At 38.9% G+C, this 24,935-nt stretch carries 28 protein-coding genes; 19 read left to right on the forward strand and 9 right to left on the reverse strand.

Features of this window, described 5'->3' with window-relative positions:
- Positions 1 to 72: 72 nt before the first annotated feature.
- On the forward strand, positions 73 to 507 hold the full coding sequence (locus tag FNH22_RS07305; RefSeq protein WP_143397681.1) for a MarR family winged helix-turn-helix transcriptional regulator: 435 nt from the start codon (positions 73 to 75) through the stop codon (positions 505 to 507).
- Positions 507 to 974, forward strand: a complete 468-nt coding sequence (locus FNH22_RS07310; RefSeq protein ID WP_143397682.1) for a GNAT family N-acetyltransferase — start codon at positions 507 to 509, stop codon at positions 972 to 974. The genes FNH22_RS07305 and FNH22_RS07310 overlap by 1 nt, the downstream gene beginning before the upstream one ends.
- Here the strand turns inward: FNH22_RS07310 and FNH22_RS07315 are convergent.
- Entirely contained in the window at positions 963 to 1,334 is a 372-nt protein-coding gene (locus FNH22_RS07315; protein ID WP_143397683.1) for a hypothetical protein, read from the reverse strand. The two genes, FNH22_RS07310 and FNH22_RS07315, sit on opposite strands and share 12 nt — an antisense overlap.
- A 269-nt stretch (positions 1,335 to 1,603) precedes the next feature.
- Here FNH22_RS07315 and murB point away from each other — a divergent pair, with 269 nt between their 5' ends.
- Positions 1,604 to 2,620: a UDP-N-acetylmuramate dehydrogenase gene (gene murB / locus FNH22_RS07320; RefSeq protein ID WP_143397684.1), complete on the forward strand. Its 1,017-nt coding sequence runs from the start codon at positions 1,604 to 1,606 to the stop codon at positions 2,618 to 2,620.
- Here murB and FNH22_RS07325 read toward each other — a convergent pair.
- Together FNH22_RS07325 and FNH22_RS07330 are read right to left on the reverse strand one after the other, a co-directional pair.
- Complete coding sequence (locus tag FNH22_RS07325; RefSeq protein ID WP_143397685.1) at positions 2,617 to 2,994, reverse strand: PIN domain-containing protein; 378 nt, start codon at positions 2,992 to 2,994, stop codon at positions 2,617 to 2,619. The two genes, murB and FNH22_RS07325, sit on opposite strands and share 4 nt — an antisense overlap.
- Positions 2,991 to 3,206 (reverse strand): DUF2191 domain-containing protein, encoded by a 216-nt coding sequence (locus tag FNH22_RS07330; protein ID WP_143397686.1) that lies wholly within the window; start codon positions 3,204 to 3,206, stop codon positions 2,991 to 2,993. The genes FNH22_RS07325 and FNH22_RS07330 overlap by 4 nt, the downstream gene beginning before the upstream one ends.
- A 173-nt stretch (positions 3,207 to 3,379) precedes the next feature.
- On the opposite strand from FNH22_RS07330, the gene FNH22_RS07335 reads away from it, so the two are divergent.
- From FNH22_RS07335 to dapA, 10 genes are all read left to right on the forward strand, one after another.
- Positions 3,380 to 3,928, forward strand: a complete 549-nt coding sequence (locus tag FNH22_RS07335; RefSeq protein WP_143397687.1) for an RNA polymerase sigma factor — start codon at positions 3,380 to 3,382, stop codon at positions 3,926 to 3,928.
- A 22-nt stretch (positions 3,929 to 3,950) separates the two neighbouring features.
- Complete coding sequence (locus FNH22_RS07340) at positions 3,951 to 4,382, forward strand: hypothetical protein (protein WP_143397688.1); 432 nt, start codon at positions 3,951 to 3,953, stop codon at positions 4,380 to 4,382.
- A gap of 19 nt (positions 4,383 to 4,401) precedes the next feature.
- Positions 4,402 to 4,890 (forward strand): hypothetical protein, encoded by a 489-nt coding sequence (locus FNH22_RS07345; protein WP_143397689.1) that lies wholly within the window; start codon positions 4,402 to 4,404, stop codon positions 4,888 to 4,890.
- Positions 4,891 to 4,919: 29 nt separating this feature from the next.
- Positions 4,920 to 5,876 (forward strand): hypothetical protein, encoded by a 957-nt coding sequence (locus FNH22_RS07350; RefSeq protein ID WP_143397690.1) that lies wholly within the window; start codon positions 4,920 to 4,922, stop codon positions 5,874 to 5,876.
- Positions 5,877 to 5,959: 83 nt separating this feature from the next.
- Positions 5,960 to 7,198: an exodeoxyribonuclease VII large subunit gene (gene xseA / locus FNH22_RS07355; RefSeq protein WP_143397691.1), complete on the forward strand. Its 1,239-nt coding sequence runs from the start codon at positions 5,960 to 5,962 to the stop codon at positions 7,196 to 7,198.
- On the forward strand, positions 7,195 to 7,395 hold the full coding sequence (gene xseB, locus FNH22_RS07360; protein WP_143397692.1) for an exodeoxyribonuclease VII small subunit: 201 nt from the start codon (positions 7,195 to 7,197) through the stop codon (positions 7,393 to 7,395). Before xseA ends, xseB begins: the two co-directional genes overlap by 4 nt.
- 117 nt (positions 7,396 to 7,512) lie before the next feature.
- Positions 7,513 to 9,387 (forward strand): M1 family metallopeptidase, encoded by a 1,875-nt coding sequence (locus tag FNH22_RS07365; RefSeq protein ID WP_143397693.1) that lies wholly within the window; start codon positions 7,513 to 7,515, stop codon positions 9,385 to 9,387.
- Positions 9,388 to 9,502: 115 nt separating this feature from the next.
- The gene (ligA, locus tag FNH22_RS07370; RefSeq protein ID WP_143397694.1) at positions 9,503 to 11,512 is read left to right on the forward strand and encodes an NAD-dependent DNA ligase LigA; all 2,010 of its coding nucleotides are present in this window, start codon (positions 9,503 to 9,505) and stop codon (positions 11,510 to 11,512) included.
- Positions 11,513 to 11,554: 42 nt separating this feature from the next.
- The gene (locus tag FNH22_RS07375; protein ID WP_143397695.1) at positions 11,555 to 12,025 is read left to right on the forward strand and encodes a hypothetical protein; all 471 of its coding nucleotides are present in this window, start codon (positions 11,555 to 11,557) and stop codon (positions 12,023 to 12,025) included.
- A complete protein-coding gene (gene dapA, locus FNH22_RS07380; protein WP_143397696.1) occupies positions 12,025 to 12,921 on the forward strand; it encodes a 4-hydroxy-tetrahydrodipicolinate synthase in 897 nt (298 codons plus the stop codon). Before FNH22_RS07375 ends, dapA begins: the two co-directional genes overlap by 1 nt.
- A 140-nt stretch (positions 12,922 to 13,061) precedes the next feature.
- On the opposite strand, the gene FNH22_RS07385 is transcribed toward dapA, so the two are convergent.
- Both FNH22_RS07385 and FNH22_RS07390 read right to left on the reverse strand, forming a co-directional pair.
- Positions 13,062 to 13,241 carry a histone H1 gene (locus FNH22_RS07385; RefSeq protein WP_143397697.1) on the reverse strand — a complete coding sequence of 60 codons (180 nt, stop codon included), beginning with the start codon at positions 13,239 to 13,241 and terminating at the stop codon, positions 13,062 to 13,064.
- A 98-nt stretch (positions 13,242 to 13,339) separates the two neighbouring features.
- Positions 13,340 to 14,587, reverse strand: a complete 1,248-nt coding sequence (locus tag FNH22_RS07390; RefSeq protein WP_143397698.1) for a pyridoxal phosphate-dependent aminotransferase family protein — start codon at positions 14,585 to 14,587, stop codon at positions 13,340 to 13,342.
- A gap of 157 nt (positions 14,588 to 14,744) precedes the next feature.
- On the opposite strand from FNH22_RS07390, the gene accC reads away from it, so the two are divergent.
- The 4 genes from accC to FNH22_RS07410 all read left to right on the forward strand — a co-directional run bounded on the left by accC (position 14,745) and on the right by FNH22_RS07410 (position 19,189).
- Positions 14,745 to 16,244: an acetyl-CoA carboxylase biotin carboxylase subunit gene (gene accC / locus FNH22_RS07395; RefSeq protein WP_143397699.1), complete on the forward strand. Its 1,500-nt coding sequence runs from the start codon at positions 14,745 to 14,747 to the stop codon at positions 16,242 to 16,244.
- Between the two features lie 80 nt (positions 16,245 to 16,324).
- The gene (locus FNH22_RS07400; protein WP_143397700.1) at positions 16,325 to 17,617 is read left to right on the forward strand and encodes a DUF1015 domain-containing protein; all 1,293 of its coding nucleotides are present in this window, start codon (positions 16,325 to 16,327) and stop codon (positions 17,615 to 17,617) included.
- On the forward strand, positions 17,583 to 18,254 hold the full coding sequence (locus tag FNH22_RS07405) for a nucleoside triphosphate pyrophosphatase (protein WP_143397701.1): 672 nt from the start codon (positions 17,583 to 17,585) through the stop codon (positions 18,252 to 18,254). The genes FNH22_RS07400 and FNH22_RS07405 overlap by 35 nt, the downstream gene beginning before the upstream one ends.
- On the forward strand, positions 18,254 to 19,189 hold the full coding sequence (locus tag FNH22_RS07410; protein WP_143397702.1) for a type II CAAX prenyl endopeptidase Rce1 family protein: 936 nt from the start codon (positions 18,254 to 18,256) through the stop codon (positions 19,187 to 19,189). The genes FNH22_RS07405 and FNH22_RS07410 overlap by 1 nt, the downstream gene beginning before the upstream one ends.
- Here FNH22_RS07410 and FNH22_RS07415 read toward each other — a convergent pair whose 3' ends face one another.
- The gene (locus FNH22_RS07415) at positions 19,190 to 20,152 is read right to left on the reverse strand and encodes a glycosyltransferase family 9 protein (RefSeq protein ID WP_143397703.1); all 963 of its coding nucleotides are present in this window, start codon (positions 20,150 to 20,152) and stop codon (positions 19,190 to 19,192) included.
- Positions 20,142 to 20,906, reverse strand: coding sequence for a glycosyltransferase family 2 protein (locus FNH22_RS07420; RefSeq protein WP_143397704.1), 765 nt, complete (start codon positions 20,904 to 20,906; stop codon positions 20,142 to 20,144). The genes FNH22_RS07415 and FNH22_RS07420 overlap by 11 nt, the downstream gene beginning before the upstream one ends.
- 128 nt (positions 20,907 to 21,034) lie before the next feature.
- Between FNH22_RS07420 and FNH22_RS07425 the strand changes: the two genes are divergently transcribed.
- On the forward strand, positions 21,035 to 21,751 hold the full coding sequence (locus tag FNH22_RS07425; RefSeq protein ID WP_185154114.1) for an FkbM family methyltransferase: 717 nt from the start codon (positions 21,035 to 21,037) through the stop codon (positions 21,749 to 21,751).
- 126 nt (positions 21,752 to 21,877) lie between these two features.
- Here FNH22_RS07425 and FNH22_RS07430 read toward each other — a convergent pair whose 3' ends face one another.
- Positions 21,878 to 22,963 carry a glycosyltransferase family 4 protein gene (locus FNH22_RS07430; protein WP_143397706.1) on the reverse strand — a complete coding sequence of 362 codons (1,086 nt, stop codon included), beginning with the start codon at positions 22,961 to 22,963 and terminating at the stop codon, positions 21,878 to 21,880.
- Between the two features lie 245 nt (positions 22,964 to 23,208).
- On the opposite strand from FNH22_RS07430, the gene FNH22_RS07435 reads away from it, so the two are divergent.
- Positions 23,209 to 23,898: an FkbM family methyltransferase gene (locus FNH22_RS07435; RefSeq protein WP_143397707.1), complete on the forward strand. Its 690-nt coding sequence runs from the start codon at positions 23,209 to 23,211 to the stop codon at positions 23,896 to 23,898.
- Here the strand turns inward: FNH22_RS07435 and FNH22_RS07440 are convergent.
- Entirely contained in the window at positions 23,888 to 24,892 is a 1,005-nt protein-coding gene (locus FNH22_RS07440; protein WP_143397708.1) for a glycosyltransferase family 9 protein, read from the reverse strand. The two genes, FNH22_RS07435 and FNH22_RS07440, sit on opposite strands and share 11 nt — an antisense overlap.
- Between the last annotated feature and the right edge of the window lie 43 nt (positions 24,893 to 24,935).

A 24,935-nucleotide genomic window follows, 5' to 3' on the forward strand; every position in this document is an offset into this window, starting at 1 on the left:
GTAAAGCCAACTCATAAAAATCAAACATTCTTTTTACTTGATTTTGTCAAGTAATTTATAGTATTTTAAAAAATGATCTCCTCAAACATCGTCCATGAAATCCGTGCATTCAACCGATTTTATACGAATGTAATAGCCGTGCTGGACCAGGACGTACTGAAAAGCAATTTCTCATTGGCAGAGGCCAGAGTATTATTTGAGATAGAACGTTTACAGCCATGTTCCGCCCGTAAAATCATGGAAGTCATCATCATTGATGAAGGTTATTTAAGTCGAATAGTGAAAAAACTTGTCGCTAAAAACTACATAACTAAGATCAGGTCCGACCATGATAAGCGTTTATATCTTTTGAAACTTTCTGCTTCCGGAGTTCGGCAAATGCGGCGATTAGATGAATTAGCTAACCAAGCTACTTTCGGTCTAATTGAACGGCTCACGGCCGACCAGACGAAAACACTGCTTGAAAACATGCAGCATATTCAAAACCTCTTAAATTTTAAAACCTGATGAAACTGGAAGACATTCAAGTAAGAACCGATATCCAAAAGGGTGACCTGGGTTACCTTATTTACCTGCATGGCACTCTTTATCACTTCGGTTTGGAATTCGAACTGTATGTAGCCCGTACCGTGTATGATTTTTACAAGAACATGGATGTTTCCAAAGAAAGGGTGTGGCTGGCAGAAGATAGAGGTAGAATAATAGGTAGTCTGGCATTAAAAAACACAAAAGGAGTTGGTCAATTGCGCTATTTCCTAATCGACCCGGATTACAGAGGACTTGGTCTGGGTAGAAAAATGATGGACCTATTCATGCAATACTGTAGAGCATCTGGTTATAAATCATCTTTCCTTCTCACTGAAGACAATTTAAAAACAGCTAAGCATCTCTACAACAGTTATGGTTATCAATATGTCTCCTCAAAAGTGACTGATTTCGGACTTGTGGAAAAGCGCTACGAATTAAGTCTGTAGATCATCTGGCTTTGTATCTTCGCAATGCGTGTTTATAATTTCATCTACTTCTTCTACCGAAAACCCGAGTCGCTGACCTACCATTTTAACCAGCTCTACTTCTGCCAAAGCAAACTCTCCGTCGACCAAGGCAAACTCAATCATATCCTGCAATTGCTTTTCCCTCTCTTCATGGTTCTGAGGGATCAAGAAAACATACTCGTTTGAATGATCTAACATTACATTTAGCCGATCTAACGGTATATTTTGCTCAAAGGCAATTTTTGACAGCGCTATTCTTTCTGTTTCTTCGATCTTACCGTCGGCACCTGCCAATGAAACTAAATTTCTGAAATGCTCTAGTTTTACTAAATCCAACATATAGTGTTATCGTAATAAATTGGAATCTAAAGTAATTATTCTTTTAGTGCAATTTTTATTTACTCAATGTAAGTTATTATCTGAAAATCAAGCAAATGTGAGTGAATTGCTGAATTTTTCCATTTAAAGAGCGTCTATCTTTTACGCTTGAAATCTCCTGTGCCATTTATCTATTTCCTACATCCCAAAGCATCGAAATGATGATGAAAAATGTCTTTTTCAGTCCAAACTTAAACCGGTAAGTAATAATTATGTTAATTCGTGTCATCATGACAGTTTTAGAAAACGTATCGCTCAAAGCATACAATACCTTCGGCCTTAACACCAAAGCTGCCTACTTCATTTCTATAGGTACGATTAAAGACCTTCATGCCATTTTAAAACGTGAATTCGTACAGAAAAAAGCCATGATATTAGGAGGGGGTAGTAACCTGCTCCTTACCCGGGATTTTGACGGTGCCGTTATCAAAATGGATATCTGTGGAAAGGAAGTCATCGCTGAAGACGATGACAAAGTGCTCATTAAGGTTGGGGCTGGTGAGAATTGGCATGAATTTGTTTTATACTGTTTGGATAATGACTGGGGTGGTGTAGAGAACCTATCACTGATACCTGGCACAGTAGGCGCTGCACCCATGCAGAATATTGGCGCCTATGGAGTTGAAATACAGCATGTATTTGACCACCTGACAGCCGTAAACAAAACCACATTAGAGACCCGCCGGTTTAATAAAGATGAATGTAAATTTGGATACCGGGAAAGTGTATTCAAAAATATTCATAAAGATGAGTATGTGATAACACATGTTGTTTTCAAGCTTACCAAAAGGCATCATACGATCAATACCTCCTACGGTGCGATTGAGGATGTGTTAAAGCAACGAAATATTAAGTCTCCCGGAATACGCGAGGTAAGTGAAGCCGTTGTATCCATCAGGCAAAGTAAACTCCCGGATCCAGAGGAAATTGGGAATGCAGGCAGTTTTTTTAAGAACCCTACGATCGATAAAATAGATTTTGAAGGACTCAAAGCAGAATTTCCGTCCATCCCTGGCTACGAAATATCAGATCAAATGGTAAAAATTCCAGCCGCCTGGTTGATTGAGAACTGTGGATGGAAAGGATATACAAGAAATCATATAGGTGTTCATAAGAACCAGGCACTTGTATTAGTAAATTATGGAAATGGTACGGGCAGTGACCTTAAGATGCTAGCCTCTGAAATTCAGGATTCCGTGGCAAGCAAATTTGGGATAGAACTAAGCCCTGAAGTAAATATTATCTAATGCGAATCGCCATCGATATGATTCATGGCCTCCATCAGTTTTTTGTCTAACGTCCAAAGCGCCATGTTTTGTTCAAGAGCGGCTGAAAGAATATAGCAATCAATAAGACCTACCCCTTTCGCATAAAACTTATATTGATTGGATAATTTGCCCGCTTTAATAAATAAATCTTCCTCCTCTACTTTAGGCAAATACTCCCAGAACTCATTTAAGACCGCACGTTCACGCTGATTTTTGGCTCCTTGAAAGAGTTCTCCAAAAATGGCGCTCATTGCATAAATGTGACCTTTTCTTAAGTAAGGGGCAAAGAGGGTCGAAATATCTTCGTCCCCTTTTAGAAATTCAATCCATACTGAAGTATCCGCTATGATCATCTCTTACGGTTAATCTTTCTGATACCGTATTCTACAAAGGCTTCGTTAAATTGTAGGGGCTCCTTAGATACTTCATCAATAAGGTATTCTACCTTTTTACCTGATACGTAAGACTTCAATGCTATGATAAGACTATCTGTAATATTTTTTCCTTCTGTGAGTTTCATTACCTCTTTTACTAAATCGTCAGGTATTAGGGCCGTTACTTTCATCTCAGTAGAATTTTATTAGATATTTCAAATATACGATATAATATCGTATATAGAAAATTCACATACCATGACAGAAATAAATATCTGAAAATGAATTAACTAGAAAGATTTGACATAAATTAAACCTTTGACTGTTTGAATAGTCTATCGACCAGGAACAATCAACCGATCTTTTGGAAGATAAAGAGCTCGTAGAAAAACTAAAGCAAGATGAAAGCAAAAACTTTGCTTTCAATCAATTGGTGCGTAAATACCAACAGCAACTTTATTGGCATATCAGAAAAATGGTAATCGATCATGACGATGCCGATGATCTGATACAAGAAGTATTTATCAAGGTGTACAAAAAGATCGATAGCTTTAGGGAAGATGCTCAACTGTACACATGGATTTATCGTATCGCCACTAATGAATGCCTGACGTTTCTGAATAAAAAAAGAAAAAGGGTTTTTTTACCAATTGTTGACCTGGAAGGAGTGCTTAGTAAAGTGTTAGATTCGTCACCTCACATCAGTGGAGACGAAGTCCAGCTTAAATTACAGAAAGCACTTCTAAAACTCCCCGATAAACAACGATTAGTATTTAATATGAAATATTTTGATGATATGAAATACGAAGATATCTCCGGCATCACAGGCACAAGCGTTGGCGCGTTAAAAGCAAGCTACCATCATGCTACAAAAAAAATTGAAGAATTTTTAAAAATGGATTTAAACCATTAGCACAACACAACGTCAAAGAAATATGTCACATAAGTTGGAAGATATTGAGAAGAAAAACATCCATAAGTTACCTGATGGATACTTTGACCAGCTACCACAGGTTATTCAATCCCGGATAGCCGACAGAAAAACTGTAATAGATCGGCCCTGGATTGTACCAACACTAAAATGGACGCTGGCAAGTATCACATTACTGGTAGCGGGTTATCTTGTTTTATTCAGTGACAAAGACACACCTACCACTCCGGAGCAGTTGCTGTCTGAGGTAGAGACAGAGTATTTGATCGACTATCTGGCCATGTCAGATATTACTACTGATGAAATAGTAGAAGGATTGGATTTTAATGAAATAGAAGTGGTTTTTGATAACTCATCAACCAATCTATTCGATAGTCCTGATCTAAGAGACCTGGAAAATTTTCTGGATGACGATTTTGAAGTAAATGAATTGTAAAGTTTTAACTAACTGTTTTATGAAACAGATCATAGCAATTTTGATAATGACATTGGCATATTTGACCCAAATACAAGCACAGGATAAACAGACAAGAGAAAAAATCCAAGCTGCCAGAATAGCATTGATTACAGAACGGCTTGGGTTAACGCCTGAACAGGCAGAGAAATTCTGGCCTTTATATAATGAGTTCACGCAGAAGAAAAAACAGCTTAACCAGCAATATAAAATTGAAAAGGCGAAATTGGATATGGAAACAGCCAGCGAAAAGGAGAAAAAAGCACTGCTGGATTTCGGCTTAAAACTTAAGGAACAGTCACTGGGATTAGAGAGAAGTTATTCGGACCGCATGTTGAACATCATTTCTACGGATCAGATCATCTCACTTAGAAAGGCCGAAGGTGACTTCCGGCAAATGGTACTCCAGCAGATTCAAAAAAGAAAAGAGCAACGTCAGAATCAAAGACTGCGTAATAACGAACGTCAGCGACAACACAGAAATAACTGATCCTGAGGAACTTTACCAGCAAATAGGCTATGAAAGGCAAAAAGAAGAAATATAATTGTCTTATCTACTGGCTCTCAATCTTCTCTTGCCACCTGCTTTTTATCCTCATTTCCTTAACACCATCTTATACTCAAAACACTTTAGAGGACGAACTGTCAGCGTTAGAAAAGTCATTGGATGAACTGGATACTGCCGGTCTACTCTTCCTACTTGACAGCCTGGTCAAGATCAACGACCGTATGGCTAAGACCTCACATCTGGCATTGAAAGTCGGCTATAATAGTCAGGTGCTAAACGCAGGCAGAGATTTTGACCTTGATCAGTTCGGCTTGTCTTACGGCGTAGCATTTCATCATTATTCAGGCATTTATGCAGACCTGACCGGATATTCTAACAGCCAAAATGAGCCTAACTACTATCTGAATCTGGCAACCATTGGATACATTGGAGAGTTAGGGAAAAATTGGTCTTACCTGGCCAGTTATGATCATTATTTCTATCGTAAACAAACATCAGATATAGCGCCACCTATTTACACCGACGGCCTTAATATCTCTCTTTACTCCAGCAATCGACGCTTTGAATCAGGCTTACATTATTCTATGGTATTCGGTGATACACTAACAGCCCACCGCATAACATGGTCAGTCCATTACAATCTTGATATTCAGAAAGCCTGGTTTTTTGATAAGATCACATTAACACCTGTTTTTGGCATGACATTTGGCAATGGCACGAGTTTCCTATTACCCTACAGTCGTGAAAACCTACGCAGGTTCAGGGCAGGACGTATTGCATATGAAGAGGTCAATACATTTGGTCTACTAAATTATACACTTTCCATTCCTGTAAGTTTTCATCTGAAAAATTTCAACCTTATGACAGCCTATCAGTACAACATACCTTCAGAGCTTCCGGGGCAAAATGAAACCCTGGATAATTCAGGTTTTATCAGTTTAAATGCTTCCTATTTCCTAAGTTTTTGACAAAACCTAGCAAACCACTTTCGGTGTTATTTCTTAGAGAAGATAGCATTCTTTTATTTATTAGATAATTTTGATGCTAAGCTATGGAACGCCTGTCCTTATTCGAACTAAATGAAACTATCAAAAAGAACCTGGAACAACACCTGGAACCAAGCTATTGGGTAATTGCAGAAATTGGAGAGATGCGGACACATTCCAGTGGTCATTGTTACCTGGAATTAGTTGAGAAAGAAGATGACAAGATCATCGCCAAAATGCGGGCCACTATCTGGGCATATACCTATCGTAACCTGGCCAGTTGGTTTGAAAACATTACAGGACAACCGCTTAAAAAAGGTTTAAAAGTATTATCTCTTATAACTGTTCAATTTCACGAACTATACGGTTTAAGCCTTAATATCAAAGATATTGACGCTAATTTCACCCTTGGAGAAAGGGCAAGACGGAGGCAGGAAGTTATCGCACAACTTAAAGAAGACGGCATTTATGATCTAAATCAGCAGCTATCACTTCCAACTGTCACCCAACGTGTAGCAGTCATTAGTTCTCCTTCTGCCGCCGGGTTTGGCGACTTCATGGATCAATTGAAGCAAAACTCTAAAGGGTATGACTTTCGGATAGACTTATTTAAAGCTATTATGCAGGGAGAAAATGCCTCTGAATCGATTATTAACGCCCTGCTCGCTATCGCACAGCAAGAAGATGCATACGATGTGGTGATAATAATAAGAGGTGGCGGTTCTCAAATAGACCTGGATTGCTTTGATAATTATGACCTGGCTGCTCATGTAGCCCAGTTCCCATTACCAGTGCTCACAGGTATCGGGCATGATCGTGATGAAACCATCACCGATCTGGTAGCACATACAAAACTCAAAACTCCTACTGCTGTGGCTGAATTCCTGATCAGTGGGATGGTGGCTTTTGAAGATCGTATAGATATGATATTTAGCAGATTATATCAATTAGCACGCTCAGGCATCAATACAAATGACCAGCAATTGGCCAGGTTCGAGCACCGCTTATCATCAGCTTCTAACAGATTATTGGAACGTCAACATTACCACTTACAGCTTTTATGGAAGCAACTACACGCCGGGGCTAACAATGGCATGAATATCAATAGAAAAAAAATAGAAACCATAGAAAAATCACTTGAGTTATTAAATCCTGAGAATATCCTGAAAAGAGGATATTCTATAACCACAGTAAATGGCTCAAAAATAGTCCCGGAAAAACTAAAGGTTGGTGATAATATCAAAACTTACACGTTAGACCAGATCATAAAAAGCGAAGTAGAACAAATCAGTCCAAAAAAATGAGTGAGAATAACCTATCTTATAGTGAATCTTTGAAAAAACTTGAGGCATTATTAGAGCAATTAGAAAATGGAGACCTGGACATAGATCTATTGTCAACAAAAGTGAAAGAGGCCACCGGGCTTATCCGGTTTTGCAAGGAAAAGCTCCGAAACACAGAAGCAGAATTGGAACAATTTTTAGATAAACCGGAAGATTAAATGCCGGTTATAACATCCTGTTTGGCTAACTATTAAGCTTTCTATAATTTCGACCTGAAAATGTAAAGTTTCATTACAGGTTCTCCGACAATGAACAAACTTATACCACTACCTAATATGAACAAGTACCTACTGTCCCTTTTGCTTTATTCAGCTTTATTATATGCTCATGCACAACCTACCTCTACCACCTACTGGCAACAACATGTAGATTACAAAATGGAGATAAAGGTAGATGTGAAAACACATCAATTCGAAGGTTCTCAAAAACTGACGTACACCAACAACTCTCCTGACACTTTGACAAAAGTGTACTATCACCTGTATTTTAATGCTTTCCAACCGGGAAGTATGATGGATGTACGTTCACTTAACATAGAAGACCCTGACCGTAGAGTAGGTAGCAGAATATCAAAATTAAGTGACTCTGAAATAGGCTATCAGCATGTCACCAGCCTGAAGCAAAATGGAAATACAGTAAGCCATCACACAGAAGGCACTATACTGGAAGTAATGCTTAATAAGCCAATTTTACCTGGTCAGAAGGCTACTTTTGATATGGAGTTTAACGGACAGGTACCTTTACAGGTCCGAAGGACCGGGCGTGATAATGCAGAAGGCATCTCTTATTCTATGTCCCAGTGGTATCCTAAGATGACCGAATACGACTACCTGGGCTGGCATGCAAACCCATATATTGCCCGTGAATTTCATGGAGTATGGGGTAATTTTGATGTAAAGATTACTATTGACCCAACCTACACGGTAGCCGGCACGGGCTATCTTCAAAATGCCAATGAAATAGGTCATGGATACGAGAAAAAAGGAAGTAAAATAAAAAGCACTGATAAACCCCTTACCTGGCATTTCAAAGCTCCTAATGTGATTGATTTTATGTGGGCGGCGGACCCTGATTACGAACACACCACAGCACAGGTACCTAATGGCCCTATGCTTCATTTCTTCTATCAAAAAAACCAACAGACAGAAGAAAATTGGAGCAAACTACCAGAAAAAATGGTACAAGCCATGCAGTTTATGAGCACCAATTTCGGCCAATACCCTTACGACCAGTATTCGTTCATTCAGGGAGGTGACGGGGGCATGGAATACCCTATGGCTACATTGATTACCGGAAATCGTAAATTCCAAAGCCTGGTAGGGGTTTCTGTTCATGAGCTCATACACAGCTGGTTTCAGGGCGTATTAGCTACCAATGAAAGTCTATTTCCCTGGATGGATGAAGGCTTTACATCATATGCCAGCTCAATCACCATGCAACATCTGTTCTATCCGAAAAATGATAAAAACCCTCATCTGGGATCACAAGGCAGTTATCTATTGATGGCCAGTAGCGGCTTAGAAGAGCCTTTAACGACACATTCCGATCATTATAAAACAAACCGTGCCTATGGCGTCAATGCCTATTCCAAAGGTGCCATATTTCTAGATCAGTTGAGTTACATTATTGGTCATGAAACTTTTATGAAAGGTATGCGACGTTATTATAACACCTGGAAATTTAAACATCCTACTTCCATCGATTTCATCAGAATAATGGAAAAGACGTCAGGAATTGAACTGGACTGGTACCTGGAACATTTTGCCTATACTACCAAGCAGTTAGACTACGGTATAAAATCAGTGATCGGCCAGGGGGATGCCACTTTCGTAACACTTGAGAGGCTTGGGGAGATGATCATGCCCATTGATCTATACATTGAATATATGGATGGGTCTAAGGAAATCATTTATGTCCCTCTACGAATAATGAGAGGATTTAAGAATGTGGAAGATACTAAAGTGGAACGCATAACAAAAGAGAGTTGGCCCTGGACCTACCCTAGTTACACATTGAAGATCAAACATCCTGCCAGTAAAATAAAAAGTTTGGAAATTGACAGTTCTTTAAGAATGGCAGATATTGATCGTTCGAATAACACGTTTAGGCTTAATGAGCATGTACAAGAGTTTAAAGACCCCACAAAGTAATCATAGAAATAAAAAGGCATACAAGTTTCACAACTGCATTTGCCCTGTATGAGTGAAGTTATGATGTGATAAATGACAAAAAGGCAAATCACATTATGTCAATTTTAAACGAACAATGACCAGAGAACAAGCGCAAAAGGATATAGATGAATTAACAGAAAAGATCAATCATTACAATGATCTATATTACCAAAAAGACACCTCCGAGATCTCTGATTATGAATTCGATCAATTGCTGGCAAAGCTTATACAACTTGAAACTGAATTTCCGGATCTAAAGCAATCGCACTCTCCCAGTCAAAGGGTAGGCGGAACCATTACCAAAGAATTTGAAGCAGTTCGGCACAAACATCCGATGCTATCCCTTAGTAACACCTACTCCGTGGAAGAGTTAGAGGATTTTGACAAGCGCATAGCGAAGGGATTAAATGAAGAGCCTTATGAATATTTCTGTGAGTTAAAATTTGACGGTGTCGCTTTAAGTCTGACATATGAAAATGGACTTTTAATAAGGGGGGTTACACGTGGTGATGGTACACAAGGGGATGACATCACCAATAATGTAAGAACTATTCGCTCTATTCCGTTAAAATTAAGGGGTAACTATCCAACTGAATTTGAGGCAAGAGGTGAAGCATTTTTACCTAAAGAGAACTTCATAAGATTAAATAAAGAGAGGGAAGATATAGGTGAAGAAACTTATGCAAATGCCAGAAATACGGCTTCCGGTTCGCTAAAAATGCAAGACAGCAGCATTGTTGCAAAGAGAGGGTTAGATTGCTATCTCTATTCTATGACTACGGATACCAGGGAGGTCAGTACACATGAAAAATCCATTGACCTTTTAATTGAAATGGGTTTCAACGTATCTCCGACTTACGCAAAATGCAGTAACATCAAAGAGGTAATAGATTACATTCTCCTGTGGGAACAAAAACGTCTGGACTTACCATTGGAAACTGATGGCATTGTTATAAAAGTGAATAGTGTAGCACAACAAAAATTACTTGGAGCTACTGCCAAAAGTCCGAGATGGGCCATCGCTTACAAATACAAGGCAGAAAATGCCACTACACTTCTCAAAGGCATTACGTATCAGGTAGGACGGACCGGAGCTGTTACACCAGTAGCTGAGCTAGAACCCGTTCTTCTGGCAGGCACCACAGTAAAGCGCGCTTCATTGCATAACGCTAACGAAATTACCCGTTTGGACGTTCGTATTGGAGATACTGTATTCGTTGAAAAAGGTGGAGAGATCATCCCAAAAATAACCGGGGTTATGCTCGAAATGCGACCTGTCGATTCCCATGAAGTTGAATATATTACACACTGTCCGGAATGCAATACCTCGTTAATACGCCACGAAGGAGAGGCAGCACATTATTGCCCTAACCTAAACGGTTGTCCACCACAGATCAAAGGACGTATTGAACATTTCATACAGCGTAAGGCCATGAATATTGATTCATTGGGTGAGCGTACCATCGGATTGCTGTTTGATAAAGACCTGGCTAAAAGCCCGGCTGACTTATATGACCTTACTTACGATGCCATTTTTCAGCTGGAAGGATTTAAAGACTTAAGCACCAAAAATTTACTTAGTGGAATACAAGCTTCGCGGGAAATTTCATTTGACCGTGTTCTTTTTGCATTAGGAATCCGATATGTTGGTAGAACCGTTGCTGAAAAACTTGCCAACTACTTCCAAAACATAGACCGGCTGGCAGTGGCCAGTTTTGAGGAACTCATAGAAGTCCCCGAAATAGGTGATCGCATCGCACAGAGTGTAATTGATTTCTTCGGTAATGAAGTTAATAGAGTGGAAGTGGAACGACTGAAATCAGCTGGAATCCAGTTAGAACTGGCACAACAGGCGAGCACAAATATTTCCGATGTACTCAATGGTAAATCTTTTGTAGTGTCTGGTGTATTTGAAAATTTCAGTAGGGATGATTTAAAGGAGACAATTAAAAACCATGGTGGCAAGGTAATTTCCGCTATTTCAGGTAAATTAGATTTTCTTTTAGCCGGAGATAAGATGGGTCCGGCTAAAAAAGATAAAGCGGAAAAACTGGATGTTCAAATTATCTCAGAATCCGACTTTCTTAAAATGATCGACCGTTAAATGTTTAACAAAAGATTCCTGGCGTTTAAAACTTCAAGGTACTTGAAAAAAAATGCAGTCTATCGGTCTACTATGGCCTATCGATCTGCTAAGAATGTTGGAATTGTTTTCAGTGTTGAGGACCTTAAAAAACATGAATTGATCAAACGCTTTAAGAAAGCCTTAGAGAATGATGGTAAGAACGTGAGTGTATTGGCTTATGTTCCTAAAGGGCATCAAAACTTTGAATTCCTGTTTGATTTCTTCACTATCAAAGAATTAGATTTTTGGGGACAATTCAACTCTGAGGCAGTACAAAAATTTACATCCCAATCTTTTGATTACCTGTTTTACCTTGATCAGGAGGGAAATCCGCTAATAAGAAACATTTTGGCTATGAGTAAAGCCAAATGCCGTGTTGGAAACTGTTTGGAAGACAATGCCAATTTTTGTGAGTTAATGATACAAACCCATAATGGTTCGATGCAAAACATGGTAGACGAAATTTACAAATATACAAAACTACTTACCTAATGCCTGCCCAAAAATTAGTTGGTACCGGGGTGGCCTTGATCACACCCTTTAACGAAGCGCTTGAAATTGACTTTACAGGACTAAAACGTCTGTTAGATTCTACTGCTGAAAAAGGTGTAGACTATTATGTGGTTATGGGAACTACAGGAGAATCAGCTACCCTGGATAAAAACGAGAAAAAGAAAATATTAGATTTCGCATGTGCTAATAACGCTAAACAGTTACCTATTATCTATGGCATTGGAGGAAACAACACCAAAGAAATAATAGAGCAAATAAGTGACACTGACCTAACAGCGGTAGATGCTGTACTTTCGGTAAGTCCCTACTATAATAAACCTTCACAAGAGGGTATTTATGAGCATTATTTAAAAATAGCAGACCATAGCCCTGTACCCATCATTCTTTACAACGTTCCAGGCAGAACGGGTTCGAACATTAGCGCTGAAACTACCATTAGATTAAGCGAGCATGATAACATCATAGGAACCAAAGAAGCCTCAGGAGATATTAGTCAGGCTTTGACCATTATAAAACATAAAGCTGATGATTTCCTGCTTATTTCAGGCGATGACTTACTCACTATATCTTTACACGCCATAGGAGCAATCGGTGTGATATCAGTTTTAGCCAACGCTTTTGCAGATATTTTCAATAATATAATGGAGCACTTGAAAACTTCGGATTACCAAAGCGCCACGCAGGAAGTGTTAAAGCTAACAGAAATAAACCCGCTGATGTATGAGCAAAGTAATCCGGTAGGTATAAAACAAGTACTTATGGAGCAGGGCATATGTGAAAATTATGTGCGGCTTCCGTTAGTACCTTGCACAGTTGCTCTCAAAGAAAAAATACAGCATTGCATGACGTTATTTGAAGGGGAAAAAGCTTTGTAAGCTGACCCGATTTAGCTTATCGCTACCTTGAATTACTATTTTAGGGGATTTATATGGTTTTTCCGCAGTTTTTTCTGTTTATGGCATAAAAAAAGGAGCACTTGATCAAGTGCTCCTTTTTCATCTCTTAGATTCAAGGATCATCCTTTATTTTTGACATCCTGAACTTGTACTCTAATATCTTGAGCCAGATTTTTCAGTTCCTGCATACCTTTTCTAACTCTTGTACCCGCAGCGTTATTGTTTTTATCATAGAATTTGTCGAAGTCCGACTCTAGCGCGTGTATTAAGCTTTTAAGTTCTTCAAATCTGTTGGTCATACTTAATAAAATTTTAAGGTTATTGAATTTTTTTTAGTTTGAAATGAGTCGGCAATATACTCAAAATGTTTCTAATTCAACTTAAAACCGACTTTTTTTTACTTTGTGATCGAAATTATCTCTTCTCTCTTATAGACCCCATTGTCCAATTTATTCTTCACAGCCGCAAAAGCTTCAATGGTTTCATTCACATCTTCCAGGGTATGTACAGCAGTTGGTATAAGGCGCAGCATCATGACATCTTTAGGTACCACGGGATAAATTACCATAGAACAGAAAATATTGTAATTTTCCCTCAAGTCCATTGCCATATTAGCTCCTTCTCCAAGCCCCCCTTTAAAAAGTACAGGAGTTACAGGCGACTGAGTAGTTCCGATGTCAAAGCCCTGGTTTCTCAACTCAGACTGCAGTGCGTTTACAACCTTCCAAAGATTACCTTTTAATTCAGGTCTTGTCCTAAGTAATTCCAGCCTTTTCATAGCTCCTATTACCAAAGGCATCGGCAGACTTTTAGCAAAAATCTGGGACCTCATCGTATATCGCAAATATTGAATAATGGAACTGACTCCTCCAACAAAAGCACCAATACTCGCCATGGATTTAGCAAATGTAGAAAAGTAAAGGTCGATACCGTCTTGTACACCAAGCTGTTCCCCAGTTCCTGCCCCGGTTTCTCCCATAGTGCCAAAACCATGTGCATCATCCACCAATAATCGGAACTGATATTGGTCTTTAAGTGCAACAATTTCTTTTAGCTTACCCATGTTTCCTGACATTCCAAAAACACCTTCCGTAATGACTAAAATACCTCCTCCGGTCTCTTCAGTAATTTTTTGTGCCCGTTGAAGTTGTTTCTCCAGATTCTCGACATTATTATGAGGGAATACAAAACGCTTACCCATATGCAGGCGTACTCCATCTATAATACACGCATGTGATTCCGCATCATAAACAATAACATCTTTTCTATCAACAATAGCATCAATGATTGAAAGAACTCCCTGATAGCCATAGTTTAACAGCATCACCTCCTCCTTATCAATAAAATCAGCAAGTTGTTCTTCCAACGCAATATGATTTACCGAATTACCTGACATCATACGAGCGCCCATTGGATAAGCGAGCCCCCAATCAGCAGCGGCCTCCGCATCTACCTGACGCACTTCAGGATGATTAGCCAAACCAAGATAATTATTTAAACTCCAGGTCAAGACTTCCTTCCCGTTAAATCGCATTCTTGGAGCAATCTCCCCTTCCAACTTTGGAAACATGAAATAGTCCTTACGTAGGTGTGAATGCTGTCCTAACGCACCTTGTTCAACACGTAGTTTCTCAAAAATATCCACTATTAAAACTTCTTTAAATTACTGTTATCAAAAAACATCCAAATCTAACACTAATTAGTTTGTTCTCAAAAGTGCATTTTCATTATGTTCAAACCCTATTTAGAAAAAAGCAATTTATTATTTAGCATTGTAAAGACGACTTTATAGCTCCTCTAATATGAATAAGATTAAAAAAATATTAATAGCAAACCGTGGTGAAATCGCATTGAGAGTAATGCGTACCGCAAGGGAGATGGGCATCCAAACCGTGGCTGTTTTCAGTGAAGCAGACCGCCAGGCATCTCACGTTAGATACGCCGATGAAGCTGTATGTATTGGCGCTGCACCGTCCTCTGAATCCTACCTTCGCGGTGATGTGATCATAGATGTATGTAAACGGCTGAAAGTGGATGCAATACACCCGGGCTATGGGTTTCTATCCGAAAATGCCGACTTTGCACGTAAAGTAAGTGATAATGGTATAAAGTTCATCGGCCCCAGTCCGGAGGCCATTGAAACTATGGGAGATAAACTGGCAGCTAAATCTGCTGTTTCCAAGTATGATGTACCATTAGTTCCTGGTGTTGATCACGCCATCATGGATATTGAGGACTCTAAAAGAGTGGCCGAAGAGATCGGGTATCCGATACTCATAAAAGCCAGCGCCGGTGGTGGTGGTAAAGGAATGAGAATAGTGGAAAACACTGAGGAATTTGAAGAGCAGATGCAGAGGGCTATGAGTGAGGCAAAATCAGCTTTTGGAAACGACTCGGTATTCGTTGAAAAATTTGTAACCTCTCCCCGGCACATTGAATTTCAAATACTGGGAGACGAGCATGGCAATATTGTGCATCTATTTGAACGTGATTGTTCTGTTCAAAGACGGCATCAAAAAGTGGTGGAAGAAGCACCCTCTTCCGTGTTAACCCCAGAATTACGTAAAGCCATGGGTGAAGCTGCTGTTGGGGTAGCTAAGTCATGTAATTATTATGGTGCAGGTACCGTTGAGTTTATTGTAGATGAAGATCTGAATTTCTTTTTTCTTGAAATGAATACCCGCCTGCAGGTAGAACACCCGGTAACGGAAGAAATTACAGGTATTGATCTTGTAAAAGAACAAATAAAAATAGCGGAAGGCCATGAGCTGCCGTTCAAACAGGAAGATATTAAATTCAAAGGGCACGCATTAGAGCTCAGGGTATATGCTGAAGATCCTTCAAATAACTTCCTTCCTGATATTGGCAGATTGAACCGTTATGTACTTCCGCAAGGGCCTGGTGTGAGGGTAGATGATGGTTTTGAAGAAGGTATGGAAATACCCATATTCTATGATCCTATGATCGCCAAATTGGTCACCTACGCGGATACCAGGGAAAAAGCAATTGAAAGAATGCTGCGAGCTATAGCTGAATACAAAATATCAGGTGTTGAAACTACTTTGAGTTTCGGCACATTCGTACTCAATCATGAGGCTTTCAAAAGTGGTAACTTCAACACTAAGTTTGTGGAAAAATACTTCAATCCGGACACCATAGTACATGAAGAAGACAAAGAAGAAATCGAATTGGCAGCTGCATTAGGTGCCATGTTGATCAATGAGCGAAATAATGATCAGGCTGATAGAACCAACGGTCAGATCTCCACAAGTAAATGGCAACAGAGAAAGTGGGTGAGTTGACACCCACTTTAATTCAGGCAAGACATATTTGGTATGGAACAACAAGCGGGATTCTTTATCCTTCTTTATAATTACATTTTATGGCAGAAATCAGGCCCATTCAGGCATGGAGATTTAATGAGGAATTATCAGAAAAAATTGATCAACTCACCTCTCCGTTATTCGACGTAGTTTCTAAAAAACAACGGGCAAAGCTTTATCAGGATCCAATAAACAGTATACATTTATCGGTACCCAACAGCAGTAATGAAGCCGCCGAACTGCTGAAAATATGGAAAAAAGAGGGCATCCTTAAACAGGACTCATTACCTGGCATCTATGTATATTATCAACATTTCTCGTTAGCCGGAAGCACAACAGCATATTGTAGAAAAGGCTTTATCTGTAATATGAAAGCGTATGATTGGGACGATCAGGTATTACTTCGGCACGAAAACACCATTCCTAAAGCTGTAAATGACAGGGTAGAACTGCTGGAACATACCCAACTCAATGTAAGCCCAACACATGGGCTCTATACTGACCCGTCCTTTGAGTTAGAAAAGTATATGGATGAGAGTATGCTGAATCCCATTTACGAAACTGAGGACTACCAGGGCGTAAGGGATGTGCTCAGCGTTATTCATGATCGTAAAATAATTGAGCAGTTTCTGCGGGTATTGGGAGACAAGCAAGTGATCCTTGCCGATGGCCACCACAGGTATGAAGGATCCCTTCTTTATAGAAAAAAAATGACGGCAATGAACCCACGGCACAAAGGGGATGAAGGGTATAACTATCATTTTACATTTTTGACCAATACTGAGGCAAAAGACCTGCGTATCTTACCCACTCACCGTCTTGTAAAAGGATTAGAAAGTATTGATGAAGCGAAACTCCTGGCCAAACTGGAAGAAGATTTTATTATCAAACCAGTGGAAGATGCACATATGATCAAGGAAATCATTTTAGGGAAAAAATGGGCGTTTGGACTTTTATTTAATGAAAATACCTATAAGATCAGGTTAAAGCCGGAACGTATCACCACCATGCCATGGAACTTTCCTGATGAAATAAAAGAGCTTGACTTAACGGTACTGCATTATTTTGTAATCGAAAAAGCGCTTGGCATAGCGGGAAAAGATCAACGAACATCCGAGATCATTGAATTTGACCGTAGCTTCAGTGATTGTTTAGCAAAAGTCATTCGTGAAGAGGCACAACTGGCACTAATTACTAAGGAAATCTCGATGGAAGATGTAAAAAAAGTGTGTTACAGTGGTCATACAATGCCTCAAAAATCGACTTATTTTTATCCTAAAGTGATTTGTGGGTTTCTTTTCAGCTCAATTAAAGAAGATGAATTTCAACCACCGGTTTATTCTGGCTTCTAAATCTCCCAGAAGACAGCAACTTCTGAAAGCCCTGGGCATATCCTTCGAAATACTAACGAAAGATATTAGTGAAGATTATCCATCTGAGATGCCAGCAAATGAAGTGGCTAAATACCTGGCGGAAAAAAAGGCACTCACATTTCTGGAAGATTTAAAAGACCAAATTTTGATTGCCGCAGATACAACAGTAATATTAGGAAAGGAAATCTTAGGCAAACCCTTAAATACCAATGATGCAAGGCATATGTTATCCTTGCTTTCAGGAAAAAAGCACGAGGTTAATACAGGAGTATGTCTCTTAAGCAAATACAAAAAAGTCACGTTTTCTGAAACTACAGTAGTGAACTTTGAAAGTTTAACCACATCTCAGATTCATGAGTATGTTGAAAACTTTCACCCTCTTGACAAAGCAGGTTCATACGGAATCCAGGATTGCATAAAGCCGGGGGTTAACCTACTCTCCAGCCTGGAGCAATCTTTCCTAAAGAAAATAAAGAAGCCGGCACTCTTTGAAGATTCATTGCAACAAGAGACGATAAAACCACCGACCTTTTTTATTGAAAGCATCCAAGGGGCTTATTTCAATATAGTAGGGCTACCTATAGAACGGTTGTATCATGAATTGGAAGCCTTTTAATGAAGGAAATTCTAAAATACTTAAAAAAACATCTCAAAGAAGATTTTCAGTGGGACTACTACATAGCCATTACATTGTTTCTGGTTTTATGCATAAGTGTTAACTATTACCTGGATTTTGAAGACTCGATACTGGATAGTTACTACGGTCAAAATATTAGAATATTCTATTTCTTCCTGTTTTATGGATTTGCTTATTATGGCGCAACTTTCATCGCGGTAATCTTTAAGAAACAAAAGAAGCTACTCGGGAACCCCTGGTTCTGGGTTAAAAGTGCTTTCATCCTTTTTATCATTGCCCTGGATGGCGCATTTCATCATCACAATGAATGGGTTCGTGCAAGTATTTCTCCACAAACCCAATATTTTGTTCGAAAAGTACTGGGAAACTTCATTAACATAATGACCATGCTGGTACCATTGATCCTATTCTATAAGTGGCATGACCGACGTTTAGAAAGTTTTTATGGCCTCAGTCTCAAAGGTTTTAACTACCGCCCGTATGTAAGCATGTTGCTTATTATGATGGTCCTGATAGGCTTTGCCTCTTTCATCGACAATTTCAGCGACTTTTATCCTATGTACAAAAGTAGTCTGGCCCATACATATTTCAATGTTCAGGAATGGGTATTGGTGTTGATCTATGAACTGGCCTATGGGTGGAATTTTTTAACCATAGAACTAGCTTTCAGAGGGTTTATGATCTTATCATTATTTACTATTATGGGTAGAAATGCAGTAATACCTATGGTAGTTACCTATTGTTTTTATCATTTTGGCAAACCTGCAGGTGAAGCTATAAGCTCAATTGCAGGTGGATATATACTAGGAGTTATTGCCTTAGAAAGCCGGAGTATACTGGGAGGAGTAATGATCCATATTGGTGTGGCCTGGCTTATGGAACTGTTTGCCTGGTTACAGCAAAAGCTTTTTTGATTAGCTATAGATACTTTGAATTTGCTGACGTACTAAATCAACAGGAATATCTAATAATCGTTTTTCTTCTGCTTCTAGTATATTTCCTTCTAAAACCTTAGTCTTCTTCCCTACCGGGCCCCATCTACCTGCATGCATTGGCTTTTTGGTAGGGTAAAGTCCTATAGCATTAATTCCAGAAGCTGCCGCTATATGTAAAGGACCTGTGCTGCAGGCGAGCAGACCATCACACTGGCTGATTAATTCAATAAAGTCTGGCAAATTAAATTTTGCTGTAACATCCTGAACATGATCAAGTTCAAAAATCTCTTTGTTTTCTGACTTTATCCTGTCCCCCTCTTCCTGCGTACCAGTAACCAGGATATTGAATTTTTCCGGTGACAATTGCTCTGCCAGCAACTTAAAGTTGCTGACGGTCCATTCCGCCGCACTACCCTTTGACTTCATATGAAAAACGAAGTTCACTTTTTCTGTATCTAAATAAATGGATTTGTAATCCGTTTTTTCCCATCCATAGTACTGATGAAGTTCTTCCACCTCATTCGGTAATTGAATATTCAAGTATTTGAGTAATTTAAAATTCAAAATACCTTCATGCTGATCGCTACTTTTTCTGCTAAAATTAACGAGTCGATTACAAGTCCACCAGTGAAATAATCTGTGACTCGTTCCCACTCTCGTATCAATACCAGCTTTTTTTGCCATGGCCGCAAACTTCTTATTTGGATAGACATGTATTACAGTATCCACTTCAAGCTTTTCCAGGTCATCCAATGTAAGTGTATTCACATTGATAAACTTATCTATAAAAGGGGATTTCTTAATAACTGCCTCTGTATAATCATTGCCAAGAAAAAGAACATTACAATCAGCCATATTCTTTTTGATGATACCTGCCATAGGAAGGGTTAATATCACATCCCCTATGCTATCGGTCCGACTGATCAGAATATTATTTGCCATCCTTCGTCAATTGTTTCATTTTGGCATACTTTAAAAAATTAGAAACAGCTGAAAGGTAACAGATAACAAATCCATAAAACCCATCCAAAAAACCTAGCCGGATAAAGTACTTGTGAATGAATGTATATACAGGGTTTAGTACCATATGAATAAGTACATTTACTTTTTTCCCTTTGGCCGCCCCTTCTCTGGCTGCTATATCAGAAAATGCATTAGCAGTACGTACATGATCGGCTATATTGGAATAGGAATAATGCAAAATATCGCCTACCAGTGTTTGTGAGCCGGCCCCAACGCTCAGTATTACTTTGTCATGTGGGTTTTCCCCCCCCCAGAGACCCTTGGTTTTGTTCCATAACCGAAATTTAGTATCAGGGTACCAGCCACAATGCTTTATCCACTTTCCACAATAAGAGGTCAATCGGTTCATCTCATAAGCATCGGCTAAAGGGAGACTTTGATTTTTTAAAGTAGCAATGGACCTCTGAAGTGTCTCTGATAAAGCCTCATCCGCATCTAAAGACAAAACAAAATCGTGAGATGCCAGTGAGACTGCATAATTCTTTTGTTGAATATGCCCTTCAAACTCATGTTCAACAAAGGTTACCCCCAACTCAATACATATCTTTTTGGTACCATCCGTCGAATATGAATCCACTACAATGATCTCGTCTACAACCGATCTCATTGAGGTGATACAACGACGTATATTATTCTCCTCGTTATATGTAATGATGGTCCCTGTTATTTTCAACGATCTGGTTTTTGGGCAAAATTTCTTACTTTCGCAGCTTCAAAGTAAGCCATTTTAACAAACAGTTTTTGATTTAAAGAAAGATTTTGACCCAACCCCAAGAAATGAACACTATCGATAAAATTAAAATGATTCATAGGTTTTGGAGATACAGATTGCGAGCAGAAAAAGAATCTGTCCGGTTTTTATTAGAACAAAATCTGGAAGGGTCAACTCTCATCGACATAGGGGCTAACAAGGGCATTTATACTTATTGGCTTTCAAAAAAAGCGGGTAAAAATGGTAAAGTATTTTCGTTTGAAGCTCAACCTGAGTTGGAAGACCATTTGATAGAAGTAAAGAAGGCTTTTCACCTTACGAATACGCGAATTGAAAGCGTTGGTTTGTCCAGTGAACAGGGTAAATCATATATATACAGATCTAAGATAGGTGCTGGTGGAGCTTCCATAGAAAAACAATTTTCTAATGATTCCAAAGAACTTGAAAATTTGGAAAAAATTGGAATCGAACTGACCACTTTGGATATTTTCGCCAAAAATAACAACCTTCAAAACCTTTCATTTATAAAATGTGATGTGGAAGGTCACGAGTTCTCGGTTTTTAAAGGAGCGAAAGAAACACTAAAACAGTATACGCCTACCTTACTTTTTGAATGTTATCATGATGAAGCCGCATCAGGGGAAATATTCAATTTCCTGACCGCATTGGGTTACTCTGGTTTTTTTATTGCTGGCGGCGAAAAGCATCATTTTTCAAAATTTAATGATTACAAATATCCCCGGTCAGATAATCATAGAAACTATATCTTTATGCGGAAAGATAAAATGCCAGAACTGTCAGCTTAGCAAGCAATCTCCAGCCCCATTTCATTTAAGGTTTCCACTATCATACTTTCATCATTTTTCATCGAAAAACTCTACGGAAGTTTTGCTTCATAGATCTATCATTATGCTAATCGCAAAAAAATAAGGTCAATTTTTTACAACCTGTTCGAAAATTTCAATCAACTTATCGAAATGTAATTTCGTATTGAAGAGCCTGTCCGCTTTTTGTTCACCTGATAATGCCAGGTTTTTCCGTATTTCAGGTTGTTTATAAAGCTTTTCTATGTTTTGGGCCAACTGGTCATGGTTACCCCATTCAAACAACAATCCTTCCTTTCCATTATCTACTATCTCAGGGACACCGCCTGAGTTTGTAGCAATAACGGCCACCCCTGCACGCATAGCTTCTGCCAATACCAACCCAAAGGTTTCGTTCTTTGAGGGCATAATAATCAAATCAAACAAGGGCATTACTGATAAGGGTTGCGTATGAAATCCCTTAAAATGAAAGTGCCCCCTACTTTCATCCTCTATTTGAGACTCCAAATGTTTCTGATATTCTCCGATCATAACATCACCTATGAAATAAATATCATAATGATTGTTAGTCTTTAAAAGCTTGTTTGCAGCTTCTATCACAAGGTGTTGTCCTTTTTGATGTTCAATCCGGCTAAACACACCTATATTGAACTGTCCCGGGTTTACAATAAATGAATTGTCCAGTTGAGTTCTATCGGCTTTTTCTACACCGTAATACAAACGTCCGATTTTAGCATGATCTATAGGCAGCTTCTTTTCAGCTTCCCTTCTTAGCTGATCAGTAATCGCAATAAGAAAGTCGATCCCTCTGTAAATAAAAGTATGATAAAGGTCCTTCTTGCTACCAGGAAGTTGCATTTGTCTGGTATGCACCACTTTGACCTTAGTTTTGGAAAGGTATTTAGCCCAAATAACCAATGGCAGATCATCTTTATGATGAACATGGATCAGGTCAATGCTTTCCTTATTAATGATCGAAATAAGTTTTCTAATACTTGCAAGAGGGAAATGTTTAACCCTGTGTTGAACCTGATAGTGGTGTTCATCTTTGGCATCAGATAAATCAGCCAGCCGGGTATTATTCTTTGTTACTACGACTACGTGATGATCCTGACAAAGAACTTCACAACATTTCCGGAAGTATAGTTCCAATCCTCCAAGCCCTTTACCCAAACAAAGTTCTATTATCCTCATTTGCTCAAATTGATTTATCTTTTGCTTTTTTTTATTTGTACAACAGGGTTCGAAGATAGTAGGAAATTAAAACATCAAAAAAATAAGATTGTACTACTGAAACAGCTTTTCTCCTGTGTCACAAAATGCCCCCTAAACGTTCTATACTATCGTTTTATATTAAATAGCCAGTAGATTATTATCTTATTTCCAAAAGTTCACTTTGAAAAATTTAATGCTTACCTTGCGCGACAAATTGAATTTTAATGAGTAAACAAAAGGCATATAAGGACATTTATTTGAAGTGCAAAAACAAAGGCATTCAACCGACACATACAGCTGAAGTGGGAGTATATTTACCCGAGACGTCCAACATCCTTGATTTTATCAATGATGGCATACGTACTACACTGGTAGAGCCTGACCCGGACACCGTTAAAGTTATCAACAGCTACTTTTATGACCTAAATAATGTTACACTCTATCCTGTAGCTGCTTATTATAAAAATGGAACCGTTTCGTTGTATCGTAGAGCTGCTTCCACTTTTTTGGGAGATTCGGGTCCAAGCCCGGCCATGGTCAACGACAGGTACGAAACTTCCGATGATGATAAATTTGAAGTAGAAGCTAAAATGTTTTCAGAAATAGACGATGGTACCATTGATCTGTTAAGTGTGGATATTGAAGGCGCTGAGTGGTATGTCATTCAACATTTGGTAAGCAGACCTATGGTTATATCCGTAGAGACTCATGGCAAGTATTATATTAATCCAAAGCTTAAAGAGATTGAGGATTGGATGGAACAAAATGGGTATATCATTTGGTATAAAGACCGTTCAGATACTGTGTATATTAAAAAAGAGCTTCACCATCCTTCTGTTTTTGAAAACATAAAGGTTGGCATGTTCAATATCTACCTGCGCTTAAGGCGAGCAAAAAAGATCTTTAAGAGATAGATTCCAGGAGGGGTTCAATAGATATTGATAATGCACATTTAAAATGTCCTTCAGGGCACTTTTGATGTCCATGTAAGCCACAAGGCCTGCAACTTAGCGGTTCCCTTACCTCTACAATTGAAGCATCTTCTGATAATGGCGTAAAACCAAATCCAGGTACTGTAGAACAAAACACTGCCGTAACTGCAGCATTCATAGCACTCGCAAAGTGTAACGGCGCCGAATCATTTACGTAATTCATGGCGGCATCCTGCATTAAAGCACAAGAGGCTAATGGTGATAGTTTACCTGCTAAAACAGTGACCCTTTTTTCATTTTGAGCATCAGATTGTATTTGTTCGCAAATTGTACTATCTCCCGGAGCGCCAAGAAGGTATATGTCAAAGTCATCAGGAATGGCATCAATTAATTCCACCCATTTTGACACAGGCCACTGTTTGGTGTGCCAGACTGAAGCCGGTGCAATACAGATGAACCGATTTTCCTTGTATTTTCTTACTTCATCATAATGGTTTGGCAAGGGGTATAACCTGGGCCTTGCTGACTTTTTCGATGGAGATAGATCACCGATAAGTTGGTAATTACGCTCCACTTCATGCACAGGTGAATCAGCGTCTATCTTGTGAATGAAGGTATAGTTAAAGAGCCTGGATAAAGGATTCTTTTGAAACCCCCTGGTTTGACGCGCTCCGGATAGCACGGTTATGACTCCGGATGTAAAAAAACGCTGTAGATTTATTACGAGGTCAAACTTTTCTTTTCGTAAAGAAAGGATAATACGGATAAGGTTTCTAATCTTATTTTTTTTATCAAACACCCAAACCTTCAAAAAAGGGTGATTTTTTAAAACTGTTTCATTACCCTTTCTGACCAGGTAATGCAGCTCTGCATTCGGGTAACTGACACGAAGTGATTCCAGTAAGCTGGTGCCAAGAATAACGTCTCCCAGAAAAGCAGTTTGAATGACAAGGATCTTATTTAGCGGTCTACTCATTATGGATGCCACCAAAGTAGTAGTATTTAAGGTCACAGACAAC

The sequence above is a fragment of the Fulvivirga sp. M361 genome (assembly GCF_007097395.1).
In the GTDB taxonomy this organism is placed as follows: domain Bacteria; phylum Bacteroidota; class Bacteroidia; order Cytophagales; family Cyclobacteriaceae; genus Fulvivirga.